26 protein-coding genes and 1 tRNA gene are annotated in these 25599 nt (G+C 42.7%); 13 read left to right on the forward strand and 14 right to left on the reverse strand.

Annotated features, from left to right (window positions below):
• Window positions 1-41: 41 nt before the first annotated feature.
• Window positions 42-118: transfer RNA gene (locus V7O62_RS02745), tRNA-Val, on the reverse strand.
• A gap of 198 nt (window positions 119-316) precedes the next feature.
• Between V7O62_RS02745 and V7O62_RS02750 the strand changes: the two genes are divergently transcribed.
• Window positions 317-1078 carry a nuclear transport factor 2 family protein gene (locus V7O62_RS02750; RefSeq protein ID WP_406657490.1) on the forward strand — a complete coding sequence of 254 codons (762 nt, stop codon included), beginning with the start codon at window positions 317-319 and terminating at the stop codon, window positions 1076-1078.
• A gap of 20 nt (window positions 1079-1098) precedes the next feature.
• Here the strand turns inward: V7O62_RS02750 and V7O62_RS02755 are convergent, their stop codons facing one another.
• Genes V7O62_RS02755 through V7O62_RS02765 form a run of 3 tightly spaced genes read right to left on the reverse strand, consistent with a single transcriptional unit; the run spans window position 1099 to window position 2536 of the window.
• Window positions 1099-1560 (reverse strand): pyridoxamine 5'-phosphate oxidase family protein, encoded by a 462-nt coding sequence (locus V7O62_RS02755; protein WP_406657491.1) that lies wholly within the window; start codon window positions 1558-1560, stop codon window positions 1099-1101.
• 23 nt (window positions 1561-1583) lie between these two features.
• Window positions 1584-2183: an NAD(P)H-dependent oxidoreductase gene (locus tag V7O62_RS02760; protein ID WP_406657492.1), complete on the reverse strand. Its 600-nt coding sequence runs from the start codon at window positions 2181-2183 to the stop codon at window positions 1584-1586.
• A gap of 50 nt (window positions 2184-2233) precedes the next feature.
• A complete protein-coding gene (locus V7O62_RS02765) occupies window positions 2234-2536 on the reverse strand; it encodes a Dabb family protein (protein WP_406657493.1) in 303 nt (100 codons plus the stop codon).
• A 156-nt stretch (window positions 2537-2692) separates the two neighbouring features.
• Here V7O62_RS02765 and V7O62_RS02770 point away from each other — a divergent pair, with 156 nt between their 5' ends.
• Genes V7O62_RS02770 through V7O62_RS02780 form a run of 3 tightly spaced genes read left to right on the forward strand, consistent with a single transcriptional unit; the run spans window position 2693 to window position 5143 of the window.
• On the forward strand, window positions 2693-3316 hold the full coding sequence (locus tag V7O62_RS02770) for a magnesium transporter (protein ID WP_406657494.1): 624 nt from the start codon (window positions 2693-2695) through the stop codon (window positions 3314-3316).
• Entirely contained in the window at window positions 3313-3870 is a 558-nt protein-coding gene (locus tag V7O62_RS02775; protein ID WP_406657495.1) for a magnesium transporter, read from the forward strand. The genes V7O62_RS02770 and V7O62_RS02775 overlap by 4 nt, the downstream gene beginning before the upstream one ends.
• Before the next feature lie 55 nt (window positions 3871-3925).
• Window positions 3926-5143, forward strand: a complete 1218-nt coding sequence (locus V7O62_RS02780; RefSeq protein ID WP_406657496.1) for a potassium channel family protein — start codon at window positions 3926-3928, stop codon at window positions 5141-5143.
• An 8-nt stretch (window positions 5144-5151) separates the two neighbouring features.
• Here V7O62_RS02780 and rpiA read toward each other — a convergent pair whose 3' ends face one another.
• The 4 genes from rpiA to argH form a co-directional block, all read right to left on the reverse strand.
• The gene (gene rpiA / locus V7O62_RS02785; protein ID WP_406657497.1) at window positions 5152-5847 is read right to left on the reverse strand and encodes a ribose-5-phosphate isomerase RpiA; all 696 of its coding nucleotides are present in this window, start codon (window positions 5845-5847) and stop codon (window positions 5152-5154) included.
• A 22-nt stretch (window positions 5848-5869) separates the two neighbouring features.
• Window positions 5870-7201 (reverse strand): aspartate--tRNA(Asn) ligase, encoded by a 1332-nt coding sequence (gene aspS, locus V7O62_RS02790; protein WP_406657498.1) that lies wholly within the window; start codon window positions 7199-7201, stop codon window positions 5870-5872.
• A gap of 108 nt (window positions 7202-7309) precedes the next feature.
• Window positions 7310-8566 (reverse strand): Glu-tRNA(Gln) amidotransferase subunit GatD, encoded by a 1257-nt coding sequence (gene gatD, locus V7O62_RS02795; RefSeq protein WP_406657499.1) that lies wholly within the window; start codon window positions 8564-8566, stop codon window positions 7310-7312.
• Window positions 8567-8636: 70 nt separating this feature from the next.
• Complete coding sequence (argH, locus tag V7O62_RS02800; protein WP_406657500.1) at window positions 8637-10112, reverse strand: argininosuccinate lyase; 1476 nt, start codon at window positions 10110-10112, stop codon at window positions 8637-8639.
• Between the two features lie 192 nt (window positions 10113-10304).
• Here argH and V7O62_RS02805 point away from each other — a divergent pair, with 192 nt between their 5' ends.
• Genes V7O62_RS02805 through V7O62_RS02815 form a run of 3 tightly spaced genes read left to right on the forward strand, consistent with a single transcriptional unit; the run spans window position 10305 to window position 14115 of the window.
• Window positions 10305-11693 carry a class II fumarate hydratase gene (locus V7O62_RS02805; protein WP_406657501.1) on the forward strand — a complete coding sequence of 463 codons (1389 nt, stop codon included), beginning with the start codon at window positions 10305-10307 and terminating at the stop codon, window positions 11691-11693.
• On the forward strand, window positions 11690-13366 hold the full coding sequence (locus V7O62_RS02810; protein WP_406657502.1) for an FAD-dependent oxidoreductase: 1677 nt from the start codon (window positions 11690-11692) through the stop codon (window positions 13364-13366). The genes V7O62_RS02805 and V7O62_RS02810 overlap by 4 nt, the downstream gene beginning before the upstream one ends.
• Window positions 13366-14115 (forward strand): succinate dehydrogenase/fumarate reductase iron-sulfur subunit, encoded by a 750-nt coding sequence (locus tag V7O62_RS02815; protein WP_406657503.1) that lies wholly within the window; start codon window positions 13366-13368, stop codon window positions 14113-14115. Before V7O62_RS02810 ends, V7O62_RS02815 begins: the two co-directional genes overlap by 1 nt.
• Before the next feature lie 195 nt (window positions 14116-14310).
• Here the strand turns inward: V7O62_RS02815 and V7O62_RS02820 are convergent, their stop codons facing one another.
• The 4 genes from V7O62_RS02820 to V7O62_RS02835 all read right to left on the reverse strand — a co-directional run bounded on the left by V7O62_RS02820 (window position 14311) and on the right by V7O62_RS02835 (window position 17729).
• Window positions 14311-14772: a hypothetical protein gene (locus V7O62_RS02820; RefSeq protein WP_406657504.1), complete on the reverse strand. Its 462-nt coding sequence runs from the start codon at window positions 14770-14772 to the stop codon at window positions 14311-14313.
• 31 nt (window positions 14773-14803) lie between these two features.
• The gene (locus tag V7O62_RS02825; RefSeq protein ID WP_406657505.1) at window positions 14804-15466 is read right to left on the reverse strand and encodes a hypothetical protein; all 663 of its coding nucleotides are present in this window, start codon (window positions 15464-15466) and stop codon (window positions 14804-14806) included.
• 659 nt (window positions 15467-16125) lie between these two features.
• Window positions 16126-16554 carry a hypothetical protein gene (locus V7O62_RS02830; RefSeq protein ID WP_406657506.1) on the reverse strand — a complete coding sequence of 143 codons (429 nt, stop codon included), beginning with the start codon at window positions 16552-16554 and terminating at the stop codon, window positions 16126-16128.
• 518 nt (window positions 16555-17072) lie between these two features.
• Window positions 17073-17729: a LysE family transporter gene (locus tag V7O62_RS02835; protein WP_406657507.1), complete on the reverse strand. Its 657-nt coding sequence runs from the start codon at window positions 17727-17729 to the stop codon at window positions 17073-17075.
• 129 nt (window positions 17730-17858) lie between these two features.
• Between V7O62_RS02835 and V7O62_RS02840 the strand changes: the two genes are divergently transcribed.
• Genes V7O62_RS02840 through V7O62_RS02855 form a run of 4 tightly spaced genes read left to right on the forward strand, consistent with a single transcriptional unit; the run spans window position 17859 to window position 20930 of the window.
• Entirely contained in the window at window positions 17859-18728 is an 870-nt protein-coding gene (locus V7O62_RS02840; protein ID WP_406657508.1) for an ATP-binding cassette domain-containing protein, read from the forward strand.
• Window positions 18725-19450, forward strand: coding sequence for a hypothetical protein (locus V7O62_RS02845; protein WP_406657509.1), 726 nt, complete (start codon window positions 18725-18727; stop codon window positions 19448-19450). The genes V7O62_RS02840 and V7O62_RS02845 overlap by 4 nt, the downstream gene beginning before the upstream one ends.
• A 1-nt stretch (window position 19451) precedes the next feature.
• A complete protein-coding gene (locus tag V7O62_RS02850; RefSeq protein ID WP_406657510.1) occupies window positions 19452-20213 on the forward strand; it encodes a hypothetical protein in 762 nt (253 codons plus the stop codon).
• 36 nt (window positions 20214-20249) lie between these two features.
• The gene (locus V7O62_RS02855; protein WP_406657511.1) at window positions 20250-20930 is read left to right on the forward strand and encodes a TetR/AcrR family transcriptional regulator; all 681 of its coding nucleotides are present in this window, start codon (window positions 20250-20252) and stop codon (window positions 20928-20930) included.
• A gap of 195 nt (window positions 20931-21125) precedes the next feature.
• Here the strand turns inward: V7O62_RS02855 and V7O62_RS02860 are convergent, their stop codons facing one another.
• Complete coding sequence (locus V7O62_RS02860) at window positions 21126-21896, reverse strand: type II CAAX prenyl endopeptidase Rce1 family protein (protein ID WP_406657512.1); 771 nt, start codon at window positions 21894-21896, stop codon at window positions 21126-21128.
• Between the two features lie 293 nt (window positions 21897-22189).
• Here V7O62_RS02860 and V7O62_RS02865 point away from each other — a divergent pair, with 293 nt between their 5' ends.
• Both V7O62_RS02865 and budA read left to right on the forward strand, forming a co-directional pair.
• Window positions 22190-22663 (forward strand): chemotaxis protein CheW, encoded by a 474-nt coding sequence (locus V7O62_RS02865; protein ID WP_406657513.1) that lies wholly within the window; start codon window positions 22190-22192, stop codon window positions 22661-22663.
• A gap of 193 nt (window positions 22664-22856) precedes the next feature.
• Window positions 22857-23708 (forward strand): acetolactate decarboxylase, encoded by an 852-nt coding sequence (gene budA / locus V7O62_RS02870; protein WP_406657514.1) that lies wholly within the window; start codon window positions 22857-22859, stop codon window positions 23706-23708.
• 11 nt (window positions 23709-23719) lie between these two features.
• Here the strand turns inward: budA and V7O62_RS02875 are convergent, their stop codons facing one another.
• Window positions 23720-25516 carry an ATP-binding protein gene (locus V7O62_RS02875; RefSeq protein ID WP_406657515.1) on the reverse strand — a complete coding sequence of 599 codons (1797 nt, stop codon included), beginning with the start codon at window positions 25514-25516 and terminating at the stop codon, window positions 23720-23722.
• Window positions 25517-25599: the final 83 nt, after the last annotated feature.

Below are 25599 nucleotides of genomic sequence, written 5' to 3' on the forward strand. Positions count from 1 at the left end.
AAAGTAGAAGAAAAATCGTTGCCTGCAGAATCAGAAAAGTGTGGTGGGCCCGATGAGATTCGAACTCATGACCCCCGCCGTGTAAAGGCGATGTCATAACCGGCTAGACCACGGGCCCATTGCGAATAAGTTAGTTTGTCGGCGACGCTTTCGTCTTCGAGCAACCCCATAATGTAACTAGTGATATATAATCCTTTTTGGTGAAAAGAGCCGAAACAGCGGCTAAATCTGTCTGCCTGGAAATCTTACCTTCTGAAAACAGTCCCATTTATATAGGCTGTTAACAGATTGTTATTTTGGAATGGGTACAGTGACTTTGGCAGAAACATTAACAGACTTCTATAATATCATTCTCGAAGGTGACACAACAAAACTAATCTCTGTTTTTGTAGCAGAGCCTGTGATAGATACACCCTTTGAAGGAAAAATTTCGGGAAGAGATGCAGTTATTGAATTTATAAATCAGCAAAAGAAATGGCTGAGCGTACATGAGGCCAGACAGCAATTTATGGAACTCACCTCCAGCCCGGAGAGAATATGCGTTGAGATAGTACTTCATTTACAACGCGATAACAGAAATATAGATCTCCCTGTTGCGATAGTTGCTGACATTGACAGAGATAAAATCTTCTCAGTACGGGTATATCACAGCACATGGCCATTTACAGGAAAACATGAGATAAGAGAACCGTTAATCAAACCTGCAAATAAACTTGATGAACCACAGTTTGTAGAACAGTACATGCAGGCTTTAGGAAAAGGAGATGCTGAAACTATCCTGGGTCTTTTTGAAGATAGTGGTTATGCCCGTGAGCCCAGCGGTTCGGATTATAAACACTCCGGGAAAAACGGTCTGAGAGAATTCTACTCAACCATATTGCAGGATGGGGGAATACTCCTGAATCATTGCACAGTCACTTTCGATGGCAAAAATGCAGTAATAGAATACATCGTTGAAAGTTGGGGAAAAACAAAACTGCTGCCACAGGCAGGTGTAGCTGTCTACGAACTCGGAAAAGACGGGAAAATTCATGCAGCCAGAATATACGATGACGTAACACCACCCGGAGAAAAGTAACAGTAGACATGTTTTTTTCTTCAGTACCCTGAATTTTTGCCAGTTATTTCAGTAATGTCTATCCTGATTATAGCGACCTTATCCACGACATCGTCTGAGTAGGAACTTTCCATTTCCCCGGCATACTTTTCCATCAACAGGTTCAGAGCTTTGATCTTATTTTCTTTATCAGCTATAATGGAAGCATTCCCATGACCAATGATGCTATAGTATTTCATACTCCAGCCACAGCTTGTAGGTGCAGGAGTGACCTCGGCCTTGTACTTCATCTCAAAGCAGACATGAGGATTTTCATTGATGATTTCCATCTTTTTCCCTGCCTTTGCAGCATGCAGGTAGAGAGCATTGTTAGAGTATGCAAAATTCATAGGCACCACATAAGGAACGTTGTCTTTGCAAAGACCAATTCTGCATATGAAAGCCTCTTTCAGGATGGTCTTCATCATCTCCTCATCCCATATCTGTTTCTCGGGCCTTCTCATAGTACACTCACCTTTTGAGATTATCAGCCATTCTGCGGGAAATGTTCACAGACCATATCCCTGACTTCAGCAAGCCACACCTGTCTTCGTTCGAGTGAGCTTCCGGTTATAGTCCTGAACATCCTGCGGTGAAAGCCACTCACGCCACAGAAGTCAAAGACACAATCCTTCCATATCCTTTCCAGTGGATCTCCGAAAACAGTATTCTCCCTTTCTTCCGGCGTATTCGAGGTATTGAAAACAAGAGCTTTTTTTGCTTTCAACATGCCGATGGGAAGACCGGAGCCGTCATCATCCTCAGGAAACCTGTATGCAACATTTTCCCTGAGCACCCTGTCCACCCAACCTTTAAGAACAGCCGGGGGCTGTCCCCACCAGTTTGGATGAATGACAACTATGCCATCAACCTCCCTGATCTGGGCACAATGAGTCCGGACAAGCACATCCTCCGACCTGTCCGCAACAAGTTCCTCTCCCCTGATAACAGGGTCAAAATCCTCCACATAGAGGTCGTGGAACAAAACCTCATGTCCTGCACTTTTCAGGACATCAACAACCGTAGCTGCAATGGCATGATTAAAGCTTTTCTCATATGGGTGACCCAGTATAACTGAAATTTTCATTTTTTCACCAGAATCCGGCATTTTGCAAAATACGGGCAAGTGTAGTTTTCTCACACCAAGTAATCAACAACTATCCTTTTCTCGTTGATTTTGACAACATAATCAGCAACTTTGATATGTTCAGGATGCTTCTGGTAGGATACCAGTGCTTCCTCATTCTCAAACTCTGAATATAGTACTACATCAAAAGCAGCATCTGAAGAATTAATATTGATTCCGACCTCTATCTGCTTGATCTCAGATATCTTGTCCTTAAGGCCTTCAAGCATTTCCTTCATCAAATCTGCATTTTCCTGCCTGGTTTTGCCTTCAGCAACATCCCTTAATTTCCACATAACAATATGTTTTAACATCTGAATTCCTATCCTGCAATTATAGAAAATTAATACAATGACATCGCTACACAATTAATAAGGCTTATGCAGCGCAAATCTGTCTGGTTTTTTATTTAAAACGTATGATTGTAAGTATACTATCTATTTAAATATTAAACAAACGAAATAAGGCATATGCCTCACGACACATATCATCAGGAAGACGATGATGAAGACGTGTTTGCAGAAGAATATCTGGGAGATTACGCAAGCATAAGATCAATTGTAGGTGAGGCTTTACCTTTTCAACTAGTAGCAACATTCGGAGGTGTTGCAGCAGGCATTATCCTGTCAGGCATGACCGATGAACTGCAGATGATACCGGGACTAATAGTCATAGCTCCTGCGGTACTGGGTATGCGCGGCAATGTTTCATCCACACTTGGGTCCCGTCTTGGCAGTGCTATCCACATGGGACTGATTACAAAGATAGAAAGAAATCCGGAATTGATCAATAACGTGGGTGGATCGCTATTGCTCAGTGCAATAATGTCCTTTATTCTGGGGTTGTTGGGTCATTTTGTCACAGTTGCACTTGGAATGGAGAGTGCAGGCCCCCTGACACTAACTATGATTGCTGTTCTTGCAGGAGTCTCTTCCGGTCTTATACTTGCATTTGTAGCTGTATTGCTTGCCCTGGGTATGTTCAGATTCGGTTTTGACCCCGATAACGTAGTTACACCTGCAATTGCCACGATTGGCGATATAGTTTCAATGATAATGATCTTCATAGCTGCAAGGGTGGTGCTCTTGCTGTGACTTATTATACAATCAGAGGAATTGTCGGAAGAAGTTTTCCAATTATCCTTTTCACATCCGTAATTGGTATTTTCACAGGACAAATACTCAATTTCGAGATAGAGAATCTTGTCTCAATGCCAATAATCCTTATACTTATACCTGCACTCATCAAAATTGGCGGCGATACGGGAAGTATGCTGGGAGCACGCCTCTCCTCTGCACTGCATATGGGTCTGGGAGGTAACATATATCGCAATCCGGTTGTACGCAACAGTGTACTCGCAGCCTTTATTGTAGGCATGTGCGCCTTTACTTTCCTTGGAATTGTCGTATGGATCACCGGTATAGTACTTGGAATAGGGGTAGCATTTTCAACCCTCATGGCACTCTGCCTTATCTCAGGCTTTTTTGAGCTTCTGGCCGTCTATTCAACCACTGTTGCAATCGCATTTGCATCACATCGTTTCGGAGTAGACCCCGATGACACGGTGATTCCCATAATAGCCACCCTTGGAGACCTCATCGGTGTTATAGGAATATTTTCCACCATGCACTTATTGAATATCATCTAGCACAGAATTAATAAGGAAATAAGAAAAATGAAAAGATTAAACTGGTAGAAAAATTATGAGCCCAAAGGAAATAAAGTACATTCCACGTAATCTCAAAGATCTCCTGATAGAAACGAAGAACACATCGGAACTAATGGTGGACCTTGCTTATTCCGCAATGATCTACGATGACGAAGACATTGCTGATGAAGTCATAAACCTTGAAGAGAAAATGGACACTCTTGATTACCACATGAAAATAGCTGCCATGCTAAGTGCAAGACGTGTTGAAGAAGCCGAAGAGATGTCCGGTGTCCTGCAGGTTGCCCGTGCATCAGAGAATATATCCAATGCAGCAGGAGATATTGCAAAGATCATCGTCATGGAAATGGGCATACCCATGGAACTTAAAGTAGCAATGAGGGAAGCCGAAGAAACAATCACCAGGGCAACGGTCAGTGAAGATTCCCCTGTTGCAGGACGTACACTTGAAGACATCGAACTCGACACAGAGACAGGAATGTGGATTATTGCTATCCGTCGGCACAATGAATGGATATACGATCCCAATCACGCATCAAGGATACGTGCCGACGACGTGCTTTTTGCACGAGGACACGATGAAGGAGTTCCCATTTTTATGGAACTTGTAACAGGACACAAGTATGTTCCAAGAGAGGGCCAGCATGAGCGCTTCCTCATTGACCTTGAAAGAGCCGTAGATATTATTGTTGAAATGAAGAATATGGGCGAACTTTCCGTTGGTCTGGCATACTCAGCCCTGCTCTTCGACAATGAGGATATAGCTCTTGAAGTCAAAGCACTTGAAGTGGAAATGGATGCAATGAAATATGAACTCCAGCACTGGGTTCTTGAAACTGCAAAACATGTGCCTGATGTTAACCAGCTCAGGGGGCTATTGCATCTTGCTAATGCTGCCGAAGCCATTTCAGACGCAGCATACACCATTGCAGATACTGTTCTCAGGGATATTGAACTGCATCCTGTGGTGACTCTGGCTGTCAGGCAATCGGATGAGGTCATAACAAGACTCACTGTCCAGGGTTGCTCACCCATTGTAGGGAAGACTTTCGGACAGCTCAAACTCGAGACAGAAACCGGATTACACGTGATGGCAATCAAAAGAGATGATAGATGGGTATACCGTCCAAACAAAAGGAGTGTCGTTCAGGCAGGAGATATCCTTATTGCAAGAGGATCAAGAACCGGAGAAGATGCACTGTTTGAGATGTGTGCCTGTCCTTTTGAAGAAGAAAATGAAGAAAATTCCTGACCGAAAGATCAGGATTTCATTATTTCTACGGAACCATTTTTTTTGCCGATATAGACATCATCCGCATTGGTGAATATACCATGCTCAACAATTCCGGCAACCTGTGAAAGAAGAGTGGACATAACCATAGGGTTTTCAATTACGCCAAAACTTGCATCGATAATGAAATTACCATTATCGGTTATTACCGGACCATCTTTTCTTGATGCGAGACGAAGCTCAGGATTGCCGCCAATCTTCCTTATGTGTTTTGAAACAAGTTCCTTTGCATAAGGAAGAACTTCCAGTGGCACAAAATGATTCAGTTCTTTGCTGTATTTTGACTCGTCAGCAACTATCACAAAACGCTCGGCAGAACGTGAAACAACCTTCTCACGTGTGTGAGCTGCACCACCGCCCTTGATAACATTCAATGCCGAATCTATCTGGTCAGCACCATCAATGGCAATATCCAGTTCAGGATGTTCAGCCAGTGATGTAAGGGTAATACCTGCCTGTATGGCAAGCATCTCTGACTGGTATGATGTTACAACTGCAATGATGTCAAGACCTTCATCAACACGCCTTCCCAGCTCAGCTATCGTATAGGCAGTGGTGGAACCGGTTCCAAGACCAACTACCATGCCATCCTTTACAAGCTCAGCAGCCGCGATACCTGCAGCTTTCTTTTCCGGGCTTTCCCCGGCAGGATTCCTTTCTTTCATCAGGACTCATCCTTAAGTTCAATTACGGGGAAAGTCTGCGCCTGTCCCTTGGGAAGAGTACTACATCACGGATGTTCTCAACACCCAGCATGGTCATTACAAGCCTTTCACAGCCAATACCCCATCCTGCATGTGGTGGCATACCGTATCTAAAAGCCTTAAGGTAGAATTCGAAACCTTCGGGGTCAAGACCCTGTGACTCAATCCTGCTTATGAGAAGCTCTGGAATGTGGATACGCTGTGCACCGGATGAGAGTTCCATTGTCCTGTGCATCATGTCAAATCCCTTTGAAAGGACCGGGTTGTCCTCATAAGGCATTGCGTAGAATGGCTTGATTTCTGTTGGCCAGTCGATAATGAAATAGTGTGATTCACCGGTTTCCTTGAATACATATTCACCGATCGCATGTTCGGCAGCAGTACCAAGATCATCTCCCCAGTTGAGCATCTCGTCAGTGTTTGCGTTGACAATCTCGATGGCTTCATCATAGGTAACTCTCTTGAACGGGACTGCCGGTACTTTTAACTCAACATCGAGTACTGCAAGTGATTCGGATGCATTCTCGATTACCTGCTCATAGATGTAGGCAACCATCTCTTCGAGGACTTCCATGACATCGAAGTGATCACAGAAACTTGCCTCAATGTCAATTGATGTTGCTTCGTTGAGGTGCCTGCGGGTGTCGTGTTCCTCTGCCCTGAAAATAGGACCTATCTCAAATACCCTGTCAAGTCCGCCGGACATCAGTATCTGCTTGAATAGCTGGGGACTCTGGTTAAGGAAGGCTTCCCTGTCAAAGTATGTGATCGGGAAAAGAGATGTTCCACCCTCGGTTGCTGTTGCAACGACTTTGGGACTGGAGGTTTCGATGAAACCATTGTCTGTAAGGAAAGTCCTGACAGCACTGAGTACTTCATGTCTTATCCTGAAGATAGCTGTGGTTTTCTCCCTTCTAAGGTCAATAAATCTTGAATCAAGACGTGTGTCAAGTTCTGCCTCAACCTTTCCGGTAGTGTCCATTGGAAGTGGTGATTCAGCTTCGTTCAGAAGTGAAATTTCATCTGGGATAAGCTCATAGCCATTTGGAGCTTTTCCTTCCGGTTTGACACTACCTTTAATAGATACTACAGATTCCCTGACAAGCTTTCTTGCCTTGTCCAGAAGTTCAGGGTCTGTTTTCTTTTTCACAAGTGTCACCTGAGACCTTCCTGTGCGATCCCTGACAACAACAAAACAAATTCCTCCAAGGTCACGGACCTCGTGAACCCAGCCGGCGATGGTTACTTTTTCATCGCCCAGCTCTTCCGGGTTGATCTCTGATGCATAATGTGTTCTGAGATTTGCTAATGACATGCATTCACCTGATTTAACTGAAATTATTATCAATAACTGCCTTTCGGCATCAATACTTATTACTTCGTTATAAACCTAATTATTACGATTATCGGAAAACAAAAAGAATTATTCAAGACTCCTTTCGGTTATCTCGCCGGAGATGTTTTCCTTCATCATTGCTACAACTGTCGCGTAGTCATCTGACTGGCCAAGAGCCCACATCATCTTCGCAAGAGCAACTTCAGGCATCATATTCTCACCCTCGATTGCACCTGCCCTGAGTATGTCCCTGCCGGTATCATAAACCCTGTCGCATACCCTGCCGTTTAGGCACTGGGAAGTCATTACCACAGGGATTCCTGCCTTTGTGGCCCTTTCGACCTGTGGAATCCAGTCTGTTGAAACATGTCCCAGACCTGTGCCTTCGATAACAAGGCCGCGATAACCTGCATCTATGTAATAGGCGAGGATATCAGGACTTGCTCCGGGTGTGAACTTCACAATGGCACACCTGGTTTCAAGAGAATCACTGATTTTTAACTCCCTGCTACCTCTCTTTACATAGTCCAGTGACGTATTGATTTCAAGGGTGCCATAATCGACATAGCCGATGGGAGCTGAATTGACAGACCTGAAAGCATCCCTTCTGGATGTGTGCAATTTCCTGACCTTTGTTCCCCTGTGGATATCGCATCTGTCATCTGATTCGTCACTGTGCATGACAACGGTAACTTCTGCAATGTCACTGACTGCCACTTTGGCTGCACAAATGGCATTCATGGCATTGTCGCTGCTTGGCCTGTCTGCACTGCGCTGTGAGCCTACAAAGACTATCGGCACAGGTGTCTTTATCATAAAAGACAATGCTGCCGCGGAGTACATCATGGTATCAGTTCCATGGGCAACAATGATACCCTGGGCACCATCTTCAATCTCTTTGACTATTGCCCTTGCAAGTTCCTGCCAGTATTCGGCTTTCATGTTCTCGGAAAGGATATTGTAAATGGCTTTTCCGCTGAAATCCGCAATTTCCGTAAGTTCAGGGATCGCCTGCAATATATCGTTTGCTGAGAACTGGGCAGTCACAGCACCGGTCCTGTAGTCGATTTTACTGGCAATAGTACCGCCAGTGGATAAAATAGATACTTTCGGAAGCTTGGAAGTAGCAGCTTCCTTCTTTGAAGTAGAGGAAGGTGCTTTTGGAGTTGATACATCCTGCTTCTTCTCAAGGACCGTAACAACGGCATTCTCGGGATCTATTCCGGCATTGTAACCACTGTTCATTTTTATTACTATATGCCCGGTAGTGCTTGGCATGACTATGCCTTCATAAGCAACACCGTCTTTTTCAATCTTTACTCTGTCACCCTCATCAAATTCCATAATAGTCCCTTCGCTTCCCTTTGATTTCTAATGATTGTTAAATGGTTTTTTATAAACGCCAGTTTCGTTTTTAATAATTGATGCTCTTGTCAACTACGGAAAAAAGCTCTTCAAGAGAGGTTTCAATTGACCTGTTTAAGTCGGATATACCGGACATTTCAGCCTCAAGTTCAGCCTTGCGCTTTTCAATGGCCCCGCTAATCTCATCAGGAGAAGGACCTCCCGGAATACTACGCTTTTTGATATTGAGAACAGGATCAAGGGCTTCAGTAATCATGTCAGCAGTCAGCCCTCTGCTACTGAGTTTCTCACCTATGACATCAGAGGCTACAGCGTCTATATCTTCAAGTGACGGATTCCCGTCTCCACGTGCCAGGACACCAACTATCTGGTGAGCTGTCCTGAACGGGATGTCAGCTAGCCTTACCATTGTGTCAGCAAGCTCCGTTGCAGTTGTAAAGCCGGTGGTTGACTGACGGTACATCGCATCCCCATTGACCTTCATGGTTTCGATCATGCCTTTCATTATCCTCACTGCACTGCGGGTGGTTTCCACAGAGCGCCAGATGTTCGGAGTTGCCTCCTGAAGGTCACGGTTATAGCTTAAAGGCAGCCCCTTGCATATTGTCAGGAGAGACATCAGTGAGCCTGTTGCCACGCCTGATTTCCCACGCATCAGTTCTGCTGTGTCAGGATTCTTTTTCTGGGGCATTATTGATGATGTCGATGCATACATGTCATCCAGTTCTATGAAGCTGAATTCAGTACTGGACCAGATTACTATCTCCTCGGCCATCTTGCTGAGGTTGATCATAATGTTTGCGAGAACTGAAGCAGTTTCTATAAGAAAATCTCTGCTACTGACAGCGTCCATTGAGTTTTCCATAAGGCTTTCGAATCCAAGCAGGGAACAGGTTCTTTCCCTGTTCAAGTTGAATCCGGTAGAAGCAAAAGCTGCTGCACCCAGAGGACTTTTGTTTATTCTTGAAAATGCATCCTTTACGCGTCCAGAGTCCCTTGAAAGTGCATCTGCATGTGCCAGCAGGTGATGGGCAAATGTTGTGGGCTGGGCGTGTTGCAGGTGAGTAAATCCCGGCATCAGGGTATCTACGTTCCCGGAAGCCCTGTCAATGAGTACGTTACGCAATCCGGTAAGTTCCTCCATAAGAGAGAGCATCTCATCCCTTAAGCGTATTCTGATACAGGTTGCAACCTCATCGTTGCGGGAGCGGCCTGAATGCATCCTGCCGCCTACATCCTCACCGACCATGTCGATAAGTCTGGATTCAAGCGAGATGTGTATGTCCTCATAGGAATAGTCAAGGCTTTCAATTCCTTCTTCCTTTATCTTCAAAAGACCCTGCAGGATCTTACTGCAATCCTGCTCCCTGATTATACCCTGCTCTTTGAGCATGACCGTATGTGCCAGGTCAACAAGGACGTCGGCCTCGAAGATCCATTTATCAGCAGACATCGATGAAGTAAAATTCAGTATATCCTCGTCAGGAGTGGAAGACAGGCGTCCCCGGCGTAAAATATCGCTCATGTGAATCCTCTGTTTTAAATATATTATTAAAAGTGACCTTGATTTTGTAGCGAGGTATGGCCTGAATACATAAATAAGAATCGGTTTTGGAAGGATCAGATTATACAGATGAGAATAGACTTATTAAACAAAAAAATCAATGCTTAATGGGAGTTAGAAAAACTGATCTCAGGGTTTTACCAGGGTGGTTAAGTGACACGTTTGGAGAAAGACACACTTGGGGAAGTGGAAGTCCCGGAAGATGTTTATTATGGGCCTCAGACAGCAAGGGCTGTGGATAATTTCAAAGTGAGCGGGGAAAGACTGCCTCCATCTTTTATAAAAGCCCAGGCAGCTATCAAGATAGCATCTGCAAGGGCAAATATGCAGCTTGGAAAACTTGACGGGAAGACAGGAGAAGCGATTGTCAGGGCCGCTACTGAGGTCAGGGAAGGAAAGTTTGACGGGGATTTTGTAGTAGACGCTTTCCAGTCAGGAGCGGGGACATCACAAAACATGAACGCAAATGAGGTCATAGCAAACCGTGCTCTTGAGATTATGGGTTTTCGGAAAGGAAGATACGATGTTATTCATCCCAATGACCATGTAAACATGTCACAGTCATCCAATGATACATCACATACGGCAATACACATCTCAGCAATGGAAACCCTGAAAAAAGAACTTCTTCCGGCTGTTCTCGAAATGAACGAGCTTTTACTGGAAAGATCAGATGAGTTTATGGATATTGTGAAGCCCGGGCGTACCCACCTTCAGGATGCGGTTCCCATTACTCTGGGACAGGAGTTCAGCGGCTATGCAAGAATGATTGAGCTTGGTGTGGAAAGACTTTTTAGGGCTATGAATGACCTTGAAGAACTGAACATGGGAGGCACAGCCGTAGGTACAGGCCTGAACACCCCGATAGGATTCGGAGCTGTTGCAGTCAAGGAAATGAACCGGATAACAGGAATAGACTTCAGGCTTGCGGAAAATGCATTCGAAGCTACTCAGGGAGCAGATGCCATTCTCAATACTTCTGCTGCACTCAGGAACCTTGCAGTCAGCCTTACAAAGATAGCAAATGACCTGAGATTACTCTCCAGTGGTCCGCGGGCCAGCCTTGGGGAAATAAACCTTCCTGCGGTCCAGCCCGGTTCATCCATTATGCCCGGAAAGGTCAACCCGGTTATGGGAGAGATGATGAATATGGCATGTTTCCAGATTATCGGGAACGATACAGCTATAATGATGGCTGCTCAGGCCGGACAGCTTGACCTCAATGTGTTCACCCCTTCTCTTGCATACAACCTGCTCAAATCCATCAGGATACTTAGCGGTGCAATTGATTCATTCAACAGGAAATGCCTGGGTGGAATTACAGCTAACAGACAAAGGTGTGCGGAGCTGGCGGAATCCAGTCTTGCACTGGCAACTTCGATGGCTCCTGAGATAGGTTATGAAGAGGCGGCGCAGATATCTTACCGGGCTTTTCGGGAGGATAAGTCAATCAGGGAGATTGTGGATGAAATGGAAATCCTTACGGATGAGAAAAAGGCAGAACTTCTCGACCCGATGAAACTTACGGGAGTCAGAAAGTGATTGAGCACGAACTAATAGTGGTCGGAGGCGGACTTTCGGGCCTTCGGGCGGCAATTGAGGCAAAACGCAATGGTGTGGATGTTGCAATTATCTCAAAGGTTCATCCCATACGCAGCCATTCGGGAGCGGCGCAGGGTGGTATTAATGCATCCCTTGGAGCTGATGATAGCTGGGAAGCACATTCACTGGATACCGTTAAGGGCAGCGATTACCTTGCCGACCAGGATACTGTGGAGATACTCTGCAGGGAGGCACCTGAAAGAGTTATCGAGATGGAAAAATGGGGGACAAACTTCTCCAGGAAGGAAAATGGTGGTATCGCACAACGTCCTTTTGGCGGTGCGGGATTCCCGAGGACATGCTATGCAGGCGACAGGACAGGCCATAATCTCCTGCATACCCTTTATGAGCAGGTGCTGAAGAACGAGATTCAGGTTTACAGCGAATGGCTTGTTACCCGACTTGCAGTCGACAGGGAAGCCTGTATCGGGCTTGTTGCTATGAATACGGCAGATTCAAGTATGGAGGCATTCAAGGCCCGGGCAACTATCCTTGCAACCGGCGGATATGGCAGGATATACCAGCGTTCTACTAATGCAATCATCAATAGGGGATTTGGAATAAGCCTTGCTTACGTGGCAGGAGTTCCGTTGCAGGATATGGAGTTCGTACAATTCCACCCGACTACGCTCTGGGGCACTAATATATTGATTACAGAAGGAGCGCGAGGTGAGGGTGGCTATCTCTACAATAAGGATCATGAGCGCTTTATGGCCAATTATGCACCAGGAGCAATGGAGCTGGCACCAAGAGATATCGTGGCACGGTCAATACAGACCGAGATTGACGAGGGCAGAGGATTTCCGGGAGGATATGTGAATCTTGATATTAAGCACCTCGGGAAGGAGAATATAAACAAGAGACTGCCCGGAATCCGGCAGATATCTATTGATTTTGCGGGTGTGGATCCGATCAATGAGCCAATACCCGTGCAGCCCGGTCAGCATTATTCAATGGGAGGGGTTAGCTCCGGCAAGGATGGGCAAACGCCTGTGCCGGGATTATATGCAGTAGGAGAATGTGCATGTATCAGTGTGCATGGTGCCAATCGCCTTGGTGGAAATTCGCTTCTTGACACTGTGGTCTTTGGGAGAAGAGCGGGAGTTGCAGCCTCAGAATACGTAAAAACTGCTGGGAAAATTCCTGATGAAAGACTGATTGAGGTTCTCGAAGAAGAGCAGCAGGAAATTGCTGATATGATGGGAGAAGGAGGGGAAAACTTCGCCCGGATAAGGGATGAATTAAGGGCTGTCATGCAGGAATATGTGGGTGTGTTCAGGAACAGGGAAAGACTGGAGCATGCGTTGAAAGTTATCCGGGAGCTTAAGGACAGGGGCAAAAATCTCAAGGTGAAGAGCACTACCAGCACATTTAATTTTGAACTGATGAACGCCATTGAGCTGAAGGGTATGCTGGAGCTTGGACATGTTATTACCCTTGGAGCACTGATCAGGGAGGAGAGCCGGGGTGCACACTACAGGACGGATTTCCTTGAAAGGGATGACAAGAACTGGTTAAAGCATACGCTTGCTTATTATACACCGGAGGGGCCGGAGCTTGACTATAAGGAAGTGAACATAAACCGCTTCCAGCCAAAGAGGAGGGAGTACTGATGGTTGACCTGAGGATAAAAAGGCAGGACAAGGACAGGATATGGTTTGATACTTTCCAGGTTGAGGAAGAACCCGGAATGTCAGTCCTTGAAGCACTGTTCCATGTGCAGGAGAGACTTGACGGCAGCCTGTGCTTCAGGTATTCATGCAGGGGTGCTGTCTGTGGAAGTTGTGCCATGCTTATTAATAAGGTACCAAGACTTGCATGCAGGACACAGGTTGCCAATGTAAAGGATGAGGCTGCCGATGAGCCAAAGGATGGGATTGCTGCGGTGAAACAGTCCGGCAGGATTGAAGGCAAGAATGAGATACTCATCGAACCTCTCCCCAACCTGAAGGTAATCAGGGACCTTGTTGTTGATATGGACCATTTCTACGACCTTATGGATTCCATCAGGCCCTGGATTGACTCAGCGGAAAAGAACTACGAAAAAGAGACACTTATAGAGCCTTCCATGCAGGAGAAACTTGAAAGGTACACCAATTGCATACTATGTGCCTCATGTCACGGAGCATGTCCTGCTGCTGCGAGGGATGAAAACTACATCGGACCCGCAGCCCTTGCCAAGGCCTGGAGATTCTACCTTGACCCGAGAAACAGGGACAGCTACAAAGAGGAGATTCTTGATTTCCTCAATTCGGAACAAGGTGTATGGGGCTGCGATGTTGTTTATAAGTGTGTGGCGGTGTGTCCGAAGAAGGTTACGCCAACGCCTGCGATTCTTGAGTTCAGGGAGAAGATGGAGTAGTGGGTTTAGATGAAAGATTGAGATTGAATTTACCTTGATCAAAAAAGAACGACTATGTAGAAATCCTCTATATTCGGGCGTAAATCAAAGTCAACAATAATTTGAAAAGTAATTTCACTTATTGAATAGATTTGCCAGTTTCAATCCACTGAAGGTGAATTTGATAGGTTTTCTACAGAGCCCAAAGAAGCATTACTATTCTACGAACTCAAGCGCATGAGCATCCGCGATTACTTCTTCATTGGAATCCAACTGTGCTCTAAAAGAGGTGAGTCTTTGATTAATCCCAATATATGAACTTTCATTTATGCTTTCTTTATTTTCCTCGAGGTATGTTGACATTACCGTAAGCTGAGCATCTAGCAGTGTCATTGAGACATCAAACGCATTTGTTGCGGATTTCATTTTGCGTATTTTTGTGTTCAATTCTCTTTTAGTTTCCAATGTTGGGTTTTTGTTATATTGGTACGATGCTTCTTCAAGTTCACTTAAAGCAGCATTGAATTCTTTTCCTGAATCAATAAAATAATCAATTGCATCATCTGTGTTTTTAGCATGTGTCTGAAATACACTTGCATCAAACTCGTTTTCCTCATTCAAACACCCTGATATAGTTACAAGAGCAAAAATGATCAGGATGTAAATACATTTATTCATATTGTTGATCTCCAAGTTATTTGAAACATTATTAACTTTTATATACTATATTTGAAAAAAAGACTGAATAGTCATTGTACTCACCGTCTTCTTCCAAGCACTTTACCTCAAAGTCCCATGTATCACCTTTTTTTAAGCCATTTGTATTACTAGCAAGCCCTATCGAATAGCCACTGCTCTCGGTATTATAAAATCTAACAGATGTATCTGCATAAACTATATCTTTTTTAGATTTGACTTTACAAATTAATTTGTTATTAACTATGGAATGCTCCACTATTTCCAGACTTTCAGTACCCTTAGAAGCATCCACTTGAACTTCTTCATTTCCTCTAGTCTGAACTCCAACTCGCCAGCTCTCCCAGGTGAAGCCATCAGTATAAGTCAAAAGTGCATCTATCTGATCAAGCTGTACTTCATTTGATTTCCAAGAGTCATCCCAGTACTTCAAAGCAAAACTATTTTCTTGAATGATATCACGTGCCTTACTAATTTTTGAGTTTACATCTCTTTTATTAGATTCAGTAGGATTTTCTAAATATGAATAATAATATGACTTCTCAACATCACTTGTCGCATGACGAAGCTCATAGCGGGCAGTTTTTGCCTGATTCCCGAAATGAAAATCCGCAATCAGAGACACTAACAGAACAATCGTGAAACCTATCAATAAAAATTTTAATGTTTTCTTCATTATAATTCATCCTTTAATTTGTGCCAAGCATCATTCCCAATAGATACATACCAAAAATAATATTAAAGTAAGTTTAATCTATGACGAAGGTAAGTACTTATCTATTTTTATTACTTTTTACATATGTATATTAATACTTATATATAATTTTATTTACACAATTATTTATTATCAAAAGTTTACACAAGAACAACTATCGCTCTTTAAAGAAAATAGCTAAAGTCATGAGTAAGATTAAAGTGAAACTCCACCAAATATTGAATATAGATCCAATTAAGAAAAGTAAAATCATGCTGCCCAAATAGAAAACCATTGTTTCATTTGAATCATCCTGTTTTTTACAAATTTTGGAGTTGCTTGTTCCGACAACATTATTCGCAGAAGTACTTCCACTGACCTTAGAATGATAATTATCGCAATTCAAACAGTATTTTCTGGGACCAACAAGCTTGGAGTTACATACTGGACAGTTACTATTGTTGATTTGAGTTGTGCTAACATTTGATTTTTTTCTACTAAAACAACGTGGACAGGCATAGTCACTTTTGCTGAGCTCAAGTCCACATTCGGTACAAACAAATAATGAATTGCTTACAGGACTTTTCGAAATAATATCATCTCCAAGCGTTGTAAACTAATAAAAACATATGATATTTACTCTAGTTATTTTTGATTTTATCACTGAGACAAATGTCAATCAATCTTTTTGCAGACTCAATTTCATTTTTCCTAACTTCAAATTTCATTGTTCCTTTTGTTGTTTCAAGCACCAAGAAAGACCAAGGCCATGTTTCTTGCAGTTGTACTTTTCTGATGTTGGAGAAGGTGAGGTCAAAATTTTTGGAATTGTTCTTTAAGATGGATTCTAAATCTAAGTTTTGGTATTTTTCTCTTTTTTTATTTTTACCCAACTTAGAAATGGCCCATCCAGCATTTCCAGCCAGCATAAATGCAGTACCGGTGTTTGCTACCATAGCAAAAATTATTCTTTTATCTGTAAATATCAAATCATAATCTTTGAGGGTACCAACCAAACCTTTCTTTCCACATGCATTGTTTATAGATCCATATACAATTTCTTCGGTCACTGGAATCATTCCTTGTTTTTTAAAATGGTTATCACATAAACTAGCTTACCAAAGACACAAATCAAAGCACATCATTTGCAAAACAACTGTGTATTAGGATCATGCCATGCAAACCTCTAGAGAGATTTACAAAAGCTCCTTTTTTAGCACTGTTCACAAATAATTTTACTGAATATAGATTCTAAAAGTATAATATTGAATATAAAATTTTCTATATGCGTTAAATGAAAATAGATAATAATGTAAATAAATCCTAAAGTTCCATATAAGAAATAATCCTTTAAGATTCAAAAAGCAACCTTTTTGTTGTAAATTTATCAATGAAATAAAAAACAAATATTGTATCTTGAAATTGTTGTGTTTTTTGAAGATTGCTATTATCCAGATCTTTGTTTAGTTAGTAATACGAATAAAAACAATAGTAATTGGAAACTTTCTGCACAACAAACACAAAGCAAACCTTTTTCAAAGCTCCCCACATACCATCTTGCAATATTCATCAAAAATCAATACACCATTCAAACAAACGCAGAAACGTTGTCATAATTAAACAGGAACCAGAGACCAAACAGGAGCATAAATGCTCCGCATACGTACATCACTTTCTCGTGTGTGCTCTGTGAGAAGAGTTCCTTGCCCCGGGAGGAAGATGATGAAACGGCAACAAGGAATCCAAGGTCTGCTATCCAGTGACCCAGTATGAATGCAAGCACTGCAAAAACACCCAGGAAGTATTCCTGAAGGATAATGGCACTGCCTGCTGTCAGCCACCATGCGACAAAGGTAGGATTTAAAGCAGATGTAAGAATCCCTGCGGACACAGGGCTCGATGGTAGTTCTTTTTTAGCCGACGATGCCGAAATATCCATTACTGAAATCTTTTTTGCACTTTTTATCAGCATAATTCCGAAAAGCGCCATTATTATGCCGCCTAATACGGATATGTATGACATGGCACTATTTCCGAGGAAAGACACGGCACCTGCCAGGATAAGCAGGAAAATAACCGTTTCCACCATGGCGTGTCCTATGAATACCAACGGCCCTGTTCTCCATCCCTTTCTCATGGATATGCCAATAGTGGCAATCATCATAGGACCCGGGATCAGGGCTGCAGATATGCCTACTGTAAATCCCAGGATAAGAGCCTGTATCAATTCAATGATTGCTACCATGCAATGTAGGAATAAGATGTTCCAATAGATAAGGTCCTGCATACGAAAAATTAAATACTAGAACTTCCAATTTTTAACTAACAGACCGACGGTCGGTCTGTAATCATCAACCTGTCAAGGAGCAATCCAATGATTACCGTCAAAAACCTGGCTTACACTTATCCCGGTGCAGAAAATGAAACCCTGCATGGTCTTGACTTTAATATCGCAAAGGGAGAAATCTTTGGTTTTCTGGGACCATCAGGAGCCGGGAAATCCACCACACAGAATATAATCATCGGACTACTCAGGGAGTACAATGGTAGCATCATGGTAATGGACCGTGAAGTCAGCAAATGGGGACAGGACTACTACGAGCATGTAGGTGTTTCTTTTGAGCTGCCGAATCACTATCTCAAACTGACTGCGCTGGAGAACCTGGAGTACTTCCGCTCACTTTATGAAGGCGAGACCCTTGAGCCTTCCGAAGTGCTGGAATGGGTGGGGCTTGAGAAAGATGCCGACAAGAAAGTATCCGATTTCAGCAAGGGAATGAAAGTTCGCCTGAACGTTGCCCGCAGCCTTATTCACAAACCTGAGATTCTTTTCCTGGACGAGCCCACGGCCGGTCTTGATCCTGTCAATGCACGTAGGATCAAGGATATGGTGCTGGAGCTGCGCAGTCGAGGTACGACCGTCTTTATAACCACACATGATATGATGGTTGCCGATGAGCTTTGTGACAGGGTCGCTTTCATCACATCAGGGAATATCAGTATAATCGACTCACCTGCATCCCTTAAAAAGCAATATGGAAAACGTAATGTCCGGGTGGAATACCTTAGCGGACCGGACGAACAGGAAATCCTGTGCAGGGAATTCCCCCTTGATGGTCTGGGAAACAACAACGAATTCAACAACCTGCTAAAAACAGCCGGAAAAATTGAAACCATTCACACCCAGGAAACCACTCTTGAGAACATCTTCATCCAGGTAACAGGAGAGGAGCTGCACAAATGAGCCGCCTGGTTTCAACCCTGAAAAACGATGTAACCGTACAGCTACGCAACAAGCTCTACACAATCGGAATCATCGCAGGGATACTCGTTGCAATCGCAATATCACAGGTTGTAAGCCCGGAGCATCTTTCCTCAGTCATACCGGCCCTCATGTTAATGGTTGCAGGCGGCTCCACACTGCTCTATGTTGCAGGACTGATAATTTTTGAAAAAGACGAAGGCACTCTAAATGCAATAATCGTCTCACCCCTGAGAACATCCGAATATCTCACTTCAAAAGTAATCAGCCTCACAGCACTGGAAACTCTCGAATCCATCGTAATGATAGCCGGGGCAATGTTCATCATAAGCTTCTCGGGTGCAGTAATATTTCCGGACATTCCCATCCTCCTTATCGGTATCATCGCAATCGGAGTGATTTATACACTGATAGGCATCATCCTCATAGTTCGCTTTGACAGGATCACCGACTTTCTCATACCAATGTCGGTAGTCGCAGTATTGCTTCAACTACCGTTCCTGTATTTTCTTGGATGGGTAGTCCACCCTGCATTTCTCGCAATCCCCACGAGCGCACCTGCAATGATCATGCAGGGAGCATACGTTCAACTCACTTCATTAGAGTGGGCATATGCCATAGTTTACACATCCCTACAGATAGTTCTCTTTTTCATCTGGGCTTCCCGTGCATTTAACAGATACATCGTCATGGGGATGAAATAAAATGCAGGTCACAAAACTCATACGTAGTCTCGGGAACAATGATTTCAAACTAGTCGGACGGGACAGTTTCCTCTTGTTCATGTTCCTCTTTGCGGGAATAATCGCAGTTGTCCTGCACTTTGGCCTCCCCTGGCTCAATATTCACCTTACTGAAACAGGCCTGCTTCCAAGAGAAGGTATTGCAACAAGCCTTGAAGATCTTTACCCGTTAATGGTAGCATTCTTCGCACTCTTTAACGGGGCACTGCTTGTTGGTGCGATATTTGGGTTCATCCTGCTTGACGAAAAAGATGACAATACCATAAAAGCAATGCTGGTAACACCCGTCCCCTTAAATCAATATCTGGGTTACAGGGTAGCAGTCCCTGCACTTATGGGTTTTCTGATCATCACAGCAATGGCAGGTTTCATCGGCCTGGCCCTCTTACCAATGTGGCAGATGCTCCTGATTATCGCCGGAGCCTCGCTTACAGCACCCATTGTTGCATTGTTCTTTGCAACCTTTGCCGAAAACAAGGTCCAGGGATTTGCATTATCAAAAGCCGGAGGAATAGCAGGCTGGACAATCCTGCTGGGCTGGTTTTTGCCTGAACCCTGGAGCTGGCTTATGGGACTGTTTCCCCCGTACTGGATAAGCAAAGCCTACTGGATGGCTTATGAAGGCAACGGCTTATGGTGGATAGTATTAATCATCGGTATAATCCTGCAGCTTGCACTGATAAAACTGCTTATAAAAAAATTCAATCAGGCTGTCTATCGCTAAATTAATAATCCTTTTATCATTCATACAGGGGAAGAAATGGAACTCAAAGACAGAATTATCAACTCGGCTCATGAGTTATTTTCCGAGAAAGGATATGACAAAACAACAGTTGAGGACATCATCAAAAGAGCGGATAGTTCCAAAGGTGGTTTTTATCACCACTTCAAGTCAAAAGAAGATGTCATTGAAGCGATTACCCTGAATTATTTCCAGGAATTTCTGGAGTACTACGATGAGATACTCAAAAATGATGTCTCAGTGATAGACGCAATAAACGAAGTCCTTCTCAAGATTACCCAATACAAGGTTAATCAGGTCAAAGACTGGCCTGAGCTAAGCAGGATATATTCATTCAGTGGTAATCACATCATCATCAAGAAAATTGCAGACCAGTTCGAAGAGCTGACCACAGACCTCTATGCACAACTAATCCGGAGAGGAAATGAGGAAGGGACATTCAACGTCCCATATCCGAAGATCCTGGCAGGCCTGTGGACAAGAGAACTTATGAGAGTTCTTGACCAGTCCAGGGAAAGCATATTCTCAGATGAAGATGTCATTCCTTTGGAATATGAAGAGCTGCTGGATTTCAGCGAAAAACTGTTCAATGACACGCTTGGTTTAAAAAATACTGAAATTCTCATCAAAAAGCCAGTCCTGAATTATATTAAAGATATCAGAAAGCAAGTTAAAGAACAAATTCCTGATTTCCGATAGAAGTTCAGAAACTTAAAAGCACCCGGATTTATAGCTTGCTTGAGAAACTCTGGATCAGTAAGGTGTTAATTAAAGATGAAACTGTTAGTCAAAATTGAAACATCAATATCCCGTTTTATCTCTTTTTCCATGATGGAATACAAATCCATCATAATTTTAGAAGACATCTGGTTAAAACAGCAACAATAAAGTAAATCACAGGGAACCAAGAACTACAACTAGTGTAATCATAGCTGTCACATTGGCAATAATTGATGCTTCAAGTCCTTTTTTCCAGTAAAGCCACCCAAAGATAACACCCGCAATCATGCTCAGGAGCACGATTCCAAAGCCCAGAACATGATTAGAATCCATTGATGTCGGCAATGATAAGATATAGCCAATAATGTAAATGATACTCACTGCCAGTATAGATATCCATACACCCGTATTTGCAGGGCGGTTCTCTGACGTCTTTTTGATCTTCCATGATATCCACACTAAAAGAGTTACCAGGAAAAACCTCATGACTATCTCCTCAATTATACCTACATAGAATGAGTACAGAAACCTTTGCCATAGCGGTGGTGACGACAGGAATACAGTAACAGGATCAGTAAACATTGAAAAAACAAACCTGTCTACCACAAAAAATGCAGTACCAACGAAAACGCCAAGAACAATCGATAACTTCAGGGACGAATTAGTTTCAGCAGGCAGACCCCTGCCTCTGAATAAAGATTCAAGTATTGGTGCTCCCAATCCTACTTTTTTTCCGAGGAAAATACCTGTTAAAATAGATATGATCAAAAGCACTGTCCCCTGAGCAAACTGGGTTGCCAGTAGTGTCGGGAGAGAAGCACCAAATTCATATATTGCATCCCCGGAAATTGATACTGCATATGGCACTGCTGCAATCATTGAGAACTCGGCTACCATGAACAACGACCAAAATATTTTCTGGTCCACAATATTTTTGGTATCCATCCTGAAATTCCTTTTTGAGAACGGTCTGAATTGAGTTGCCTGTTTTTGTTAGTTCGATTGGTACAATCACATTCTATATTAGTTCTTTTGTTTGTAACTGCCTCTTTGATAGGAGACTCAATTTATGGAATTTACCCCTTCGATAAATGGAAAAAAGATGAATTGACCTGAGATTCATGTCTAAAATTATGCATTAGAGAAACTATATATAGCAAGTTTTTAATATATTAAGATTAATATTCTACTAAAAGCATACAAATATTGTTTTAATCACTTTTCAACCGAGGGACAATATGGAAAATGAAACAGATACATTTCAGGGACATAATTCAGACGAATTAATCCAGCTCGTCATTTTCAATCTGGGACTGGAAGAATTCGGTGTGGACATAATGAAAGTACAGGAAATAATCAGACTTCCTGAAATAACACGTATACCCAAGTCTCCGGATTACATCAAAGGTGTCATCAACCTGCGAGGAAAAATTATTGTCGTAATGGATCTGGACCAGAGGTTTGGCCTTCCTTCCAAAGAGATCACTGAAGAATCAAGAATTGTAGTCGTAGACATAGAAGGCACAATTGTCGGAATGGTCGTAGATTCTGTTAGTGAAGTCATCAGGCTTGTATCCTCGAACGTCGACCCGACACCTGAGATCATTACACAGAAGATCAATGCAGATTACCTTAAAGGCGTAGGAAAGATGGACGACCGGTTGCTGATCCTATTGAATCTCGAGAATATTGTAAGTGAGACTGCAGCTTAATAGATTTATAGTATTTTTGTCCGGATAGAAAGGTTCAATTGACAGCATTCGGACACATCAACTTTTTTTGCTATTTTTCAGACATTTATCTTGATTTCAACAACAAAAACTCCGCCTGACAAATTTGTTTACTGTTGTTTATGGAAAAAATGTGTTTCAAGAATGCTCCTATAAACTAAATTGAGGATGAGAGATGAGAAAAAACATAGTTATTCTTGCAGTTTTTCTGTTGATCATATTTACGCTGATCAGTGGATGCTTTGAAAAACCTGCAATAGATCACAATTTAGAAAATATCAACAGCCAGCAAACAAGGGAAACATCATTATCCACATATAATTCGAGTGATATCCTATACCAGGTATCAACTATCAATGCTTTACTTGAAGGAGTCTATGACGGTGAAACAGACTGCAAAGACCTTAAACATCAAGGAGATTTCGGCATAGGAACTTTTTCAGGCCTGGACGGAGAAATGATAGAACTGGACGGGGTGGTATATCAGATAAAAGATGATGGAATCGCATACCTTGCAAATGATTCCATGACAACTCCTTTTGCTGCGGTAACCTTTTTTGCTGCAGACATAGAAGATCTTATTGCAGAACCGATGAACAGGAATAAGACTGAAGAGTTTCTCTCAGAATTAATGCCTAACAAAAATATTATGTATGCCATCAAGATCAACGGAACGTTTGATTATGTAAAAACAAGGAGTGTTCCAAAACAAGAAAAGCCTTATCCTAAACTTGCAGAAGTTACAAAAAGCCAGCCTACTTTCGAGTTTGAAGAGGTGAACGGAACAATTGTAGGATATTGGCTTCCTTCGTACATTGAAGAGATAAACGTACCCGGATATCATCTTCACTTCATAACCGAAAATAAAAATGCAGGCGGACATGTGCTAGAATTCAACGTGACTGAAGCAAAGGTTGAGATAGACAACACATATGGTTTTTTCATGGACCTACCTGAAAACAGCGATTTTCTGACTGCCGACCTTTCAAATTATACAGGGTCAGAAATAGAAAGAGTTGAGAGATAAAACCAAGGAATCTATTGGTCCGCAACAGGAAGAGCTATGTGTACTTTCGTACCAACTCCTTCCTCACTTTCGATCCATATTTTTCCACCGTGGTCCTCTATAATGACTCTACAAATGTAGAGGCCAAGTCCGTTTCCTCCATAATTCCTGGTTGATGAACTGTCTACCTGATGGAATTTCTGGAAAAGCTCCGGAAGATCTTCTTCGGATATCCCGATACCATTATCTTCCACAGTTACATGAACATCCCCATTCTCCCGAACAGCTCCAAGGTTTATAGTTCCCTCCCGGGGAGTGAATTTGATTGCATTATCCACAAGATGCATAAAGACTCTTGGCAGATAGTCGGCATCTCCTTTTGTAAAAATAACTTCCGATGGTAAGTTTGAATTTAGAGAAATACTTTTTTCCTTCGCATGTTCAGACATCTCCCCTGCGGCTGATAATAGTGAATCGGATAACGACATCTTCTCAAAGTTGTATTTCACTCTTCCACCCTGGGAAGTACTGGCAAAAAGAAGGGAATCAAGCAGGTTGTGCAGCCTTTTGGACTTATTGACAACCTTATCTACCGCATGCTTCTGCTCAGGATTCAATGGACCGAATGTACCTTCCTGAAGTAATTCACTGTAACCCTTGATTGTTGTAAGCGGGGTGTTAAGCTCATGCCTCAGGTTTGATAAGAACTCGTCTTTAAGCTTATCAAGAGACTGAAGTTCTTCATACGCTTTTTCAAGTTCTTCCGTGGATTTCTGAAGAGCAGTTTCAGTTCTTTTTCGTTCAGTGATATCACGAATATGCTCCACAGCCATAACTATATCATTATTCTTGCCAAATACCGGAAATACACGGTATTCCCTGGTTTTTCCGTCAACAGGACTTGTGTATTCGGTCTCGGCAACATCCCCGGTTGAGAAAACCTTCTTTACATGACAGGGGTCACAGGGTTCATCACGCTGCATGAAGCATTCATAACAATGCGGACGGAACTTTATTTCTTCAGGAGTCATGAGCTTATCAGTTCTCCAGTTACTAGTAACTATATTCAGTTCCTTGTCTACAACAACTATGAGGTCCTGCAATGCATTGAAAGTGCTTGTTAACAATTCTTTTTGTTGCTGTAATGCATCTTCTGATTGCTTGCTTTCAGTGATATCGGCAATAAGACAAACACCACCTTCAAGGGTGTTTTGCGATGTCCTGTGAGGAACATAGTAGGATCTGAGATGTACAGGTTTGCCTGCTATTCTGGCAGAATATTCTGTCTCATAATAGGGCATGATCTCCTGGTCGTATCTGAAGAGCACTTTCTCAAGTCTTTCATCATTAACAAAATCAGTTATTTCCGCCCCGATTATCTCTTCACGGGGCAAACCGAATACTTTTAAAAAACTCCTATTGCAGTGGGTTATTATCCCTTTCTTGTCAATAAAGATACCTAAAGGAGAAGATTCAAAAATGACTCTATATCTTTTCTCGGAATCAAGTAAAGCATCTTCAACATTCCTCCTCTCAAGTACTTTTCCGAGACGGGATACAATTACATCCATCAATTTTTTCTCTTCTATTAAGAAATGTCCCATATCGTCAGCAGAATGCTCCTCAAGATAAACGACATCGAGATAGCCTCTATTCTTACCATGAACAATAATGTCAATAGTCATCTTCCATGGAGTATCAACAAAATTGTTTGTCTGGTAAGTTTCATTATCAAGCGTGATGCGTGCAGCAGCGTCTTCAGGATAACTGCATGCAGAAGGAAGACGATTAACAATTCCTTTAAGTAAAGATTTCAGGGGAATATGCATATCAAAAAGATCTGATATGCTGTATATGCATTCTAACTCCTTCTCTCTTTTTCTAAGAAGAGATTTTTCATCACTGATTATGG

This window comes from Methanolobus sp. ZRKC2 (genome assembly GCF_045291185.1).
GTDB lineage: Archaea > Halobacteriota > Methanosarcinia > Methanosarcinales > Methanosarcinaceae > Methanolobus.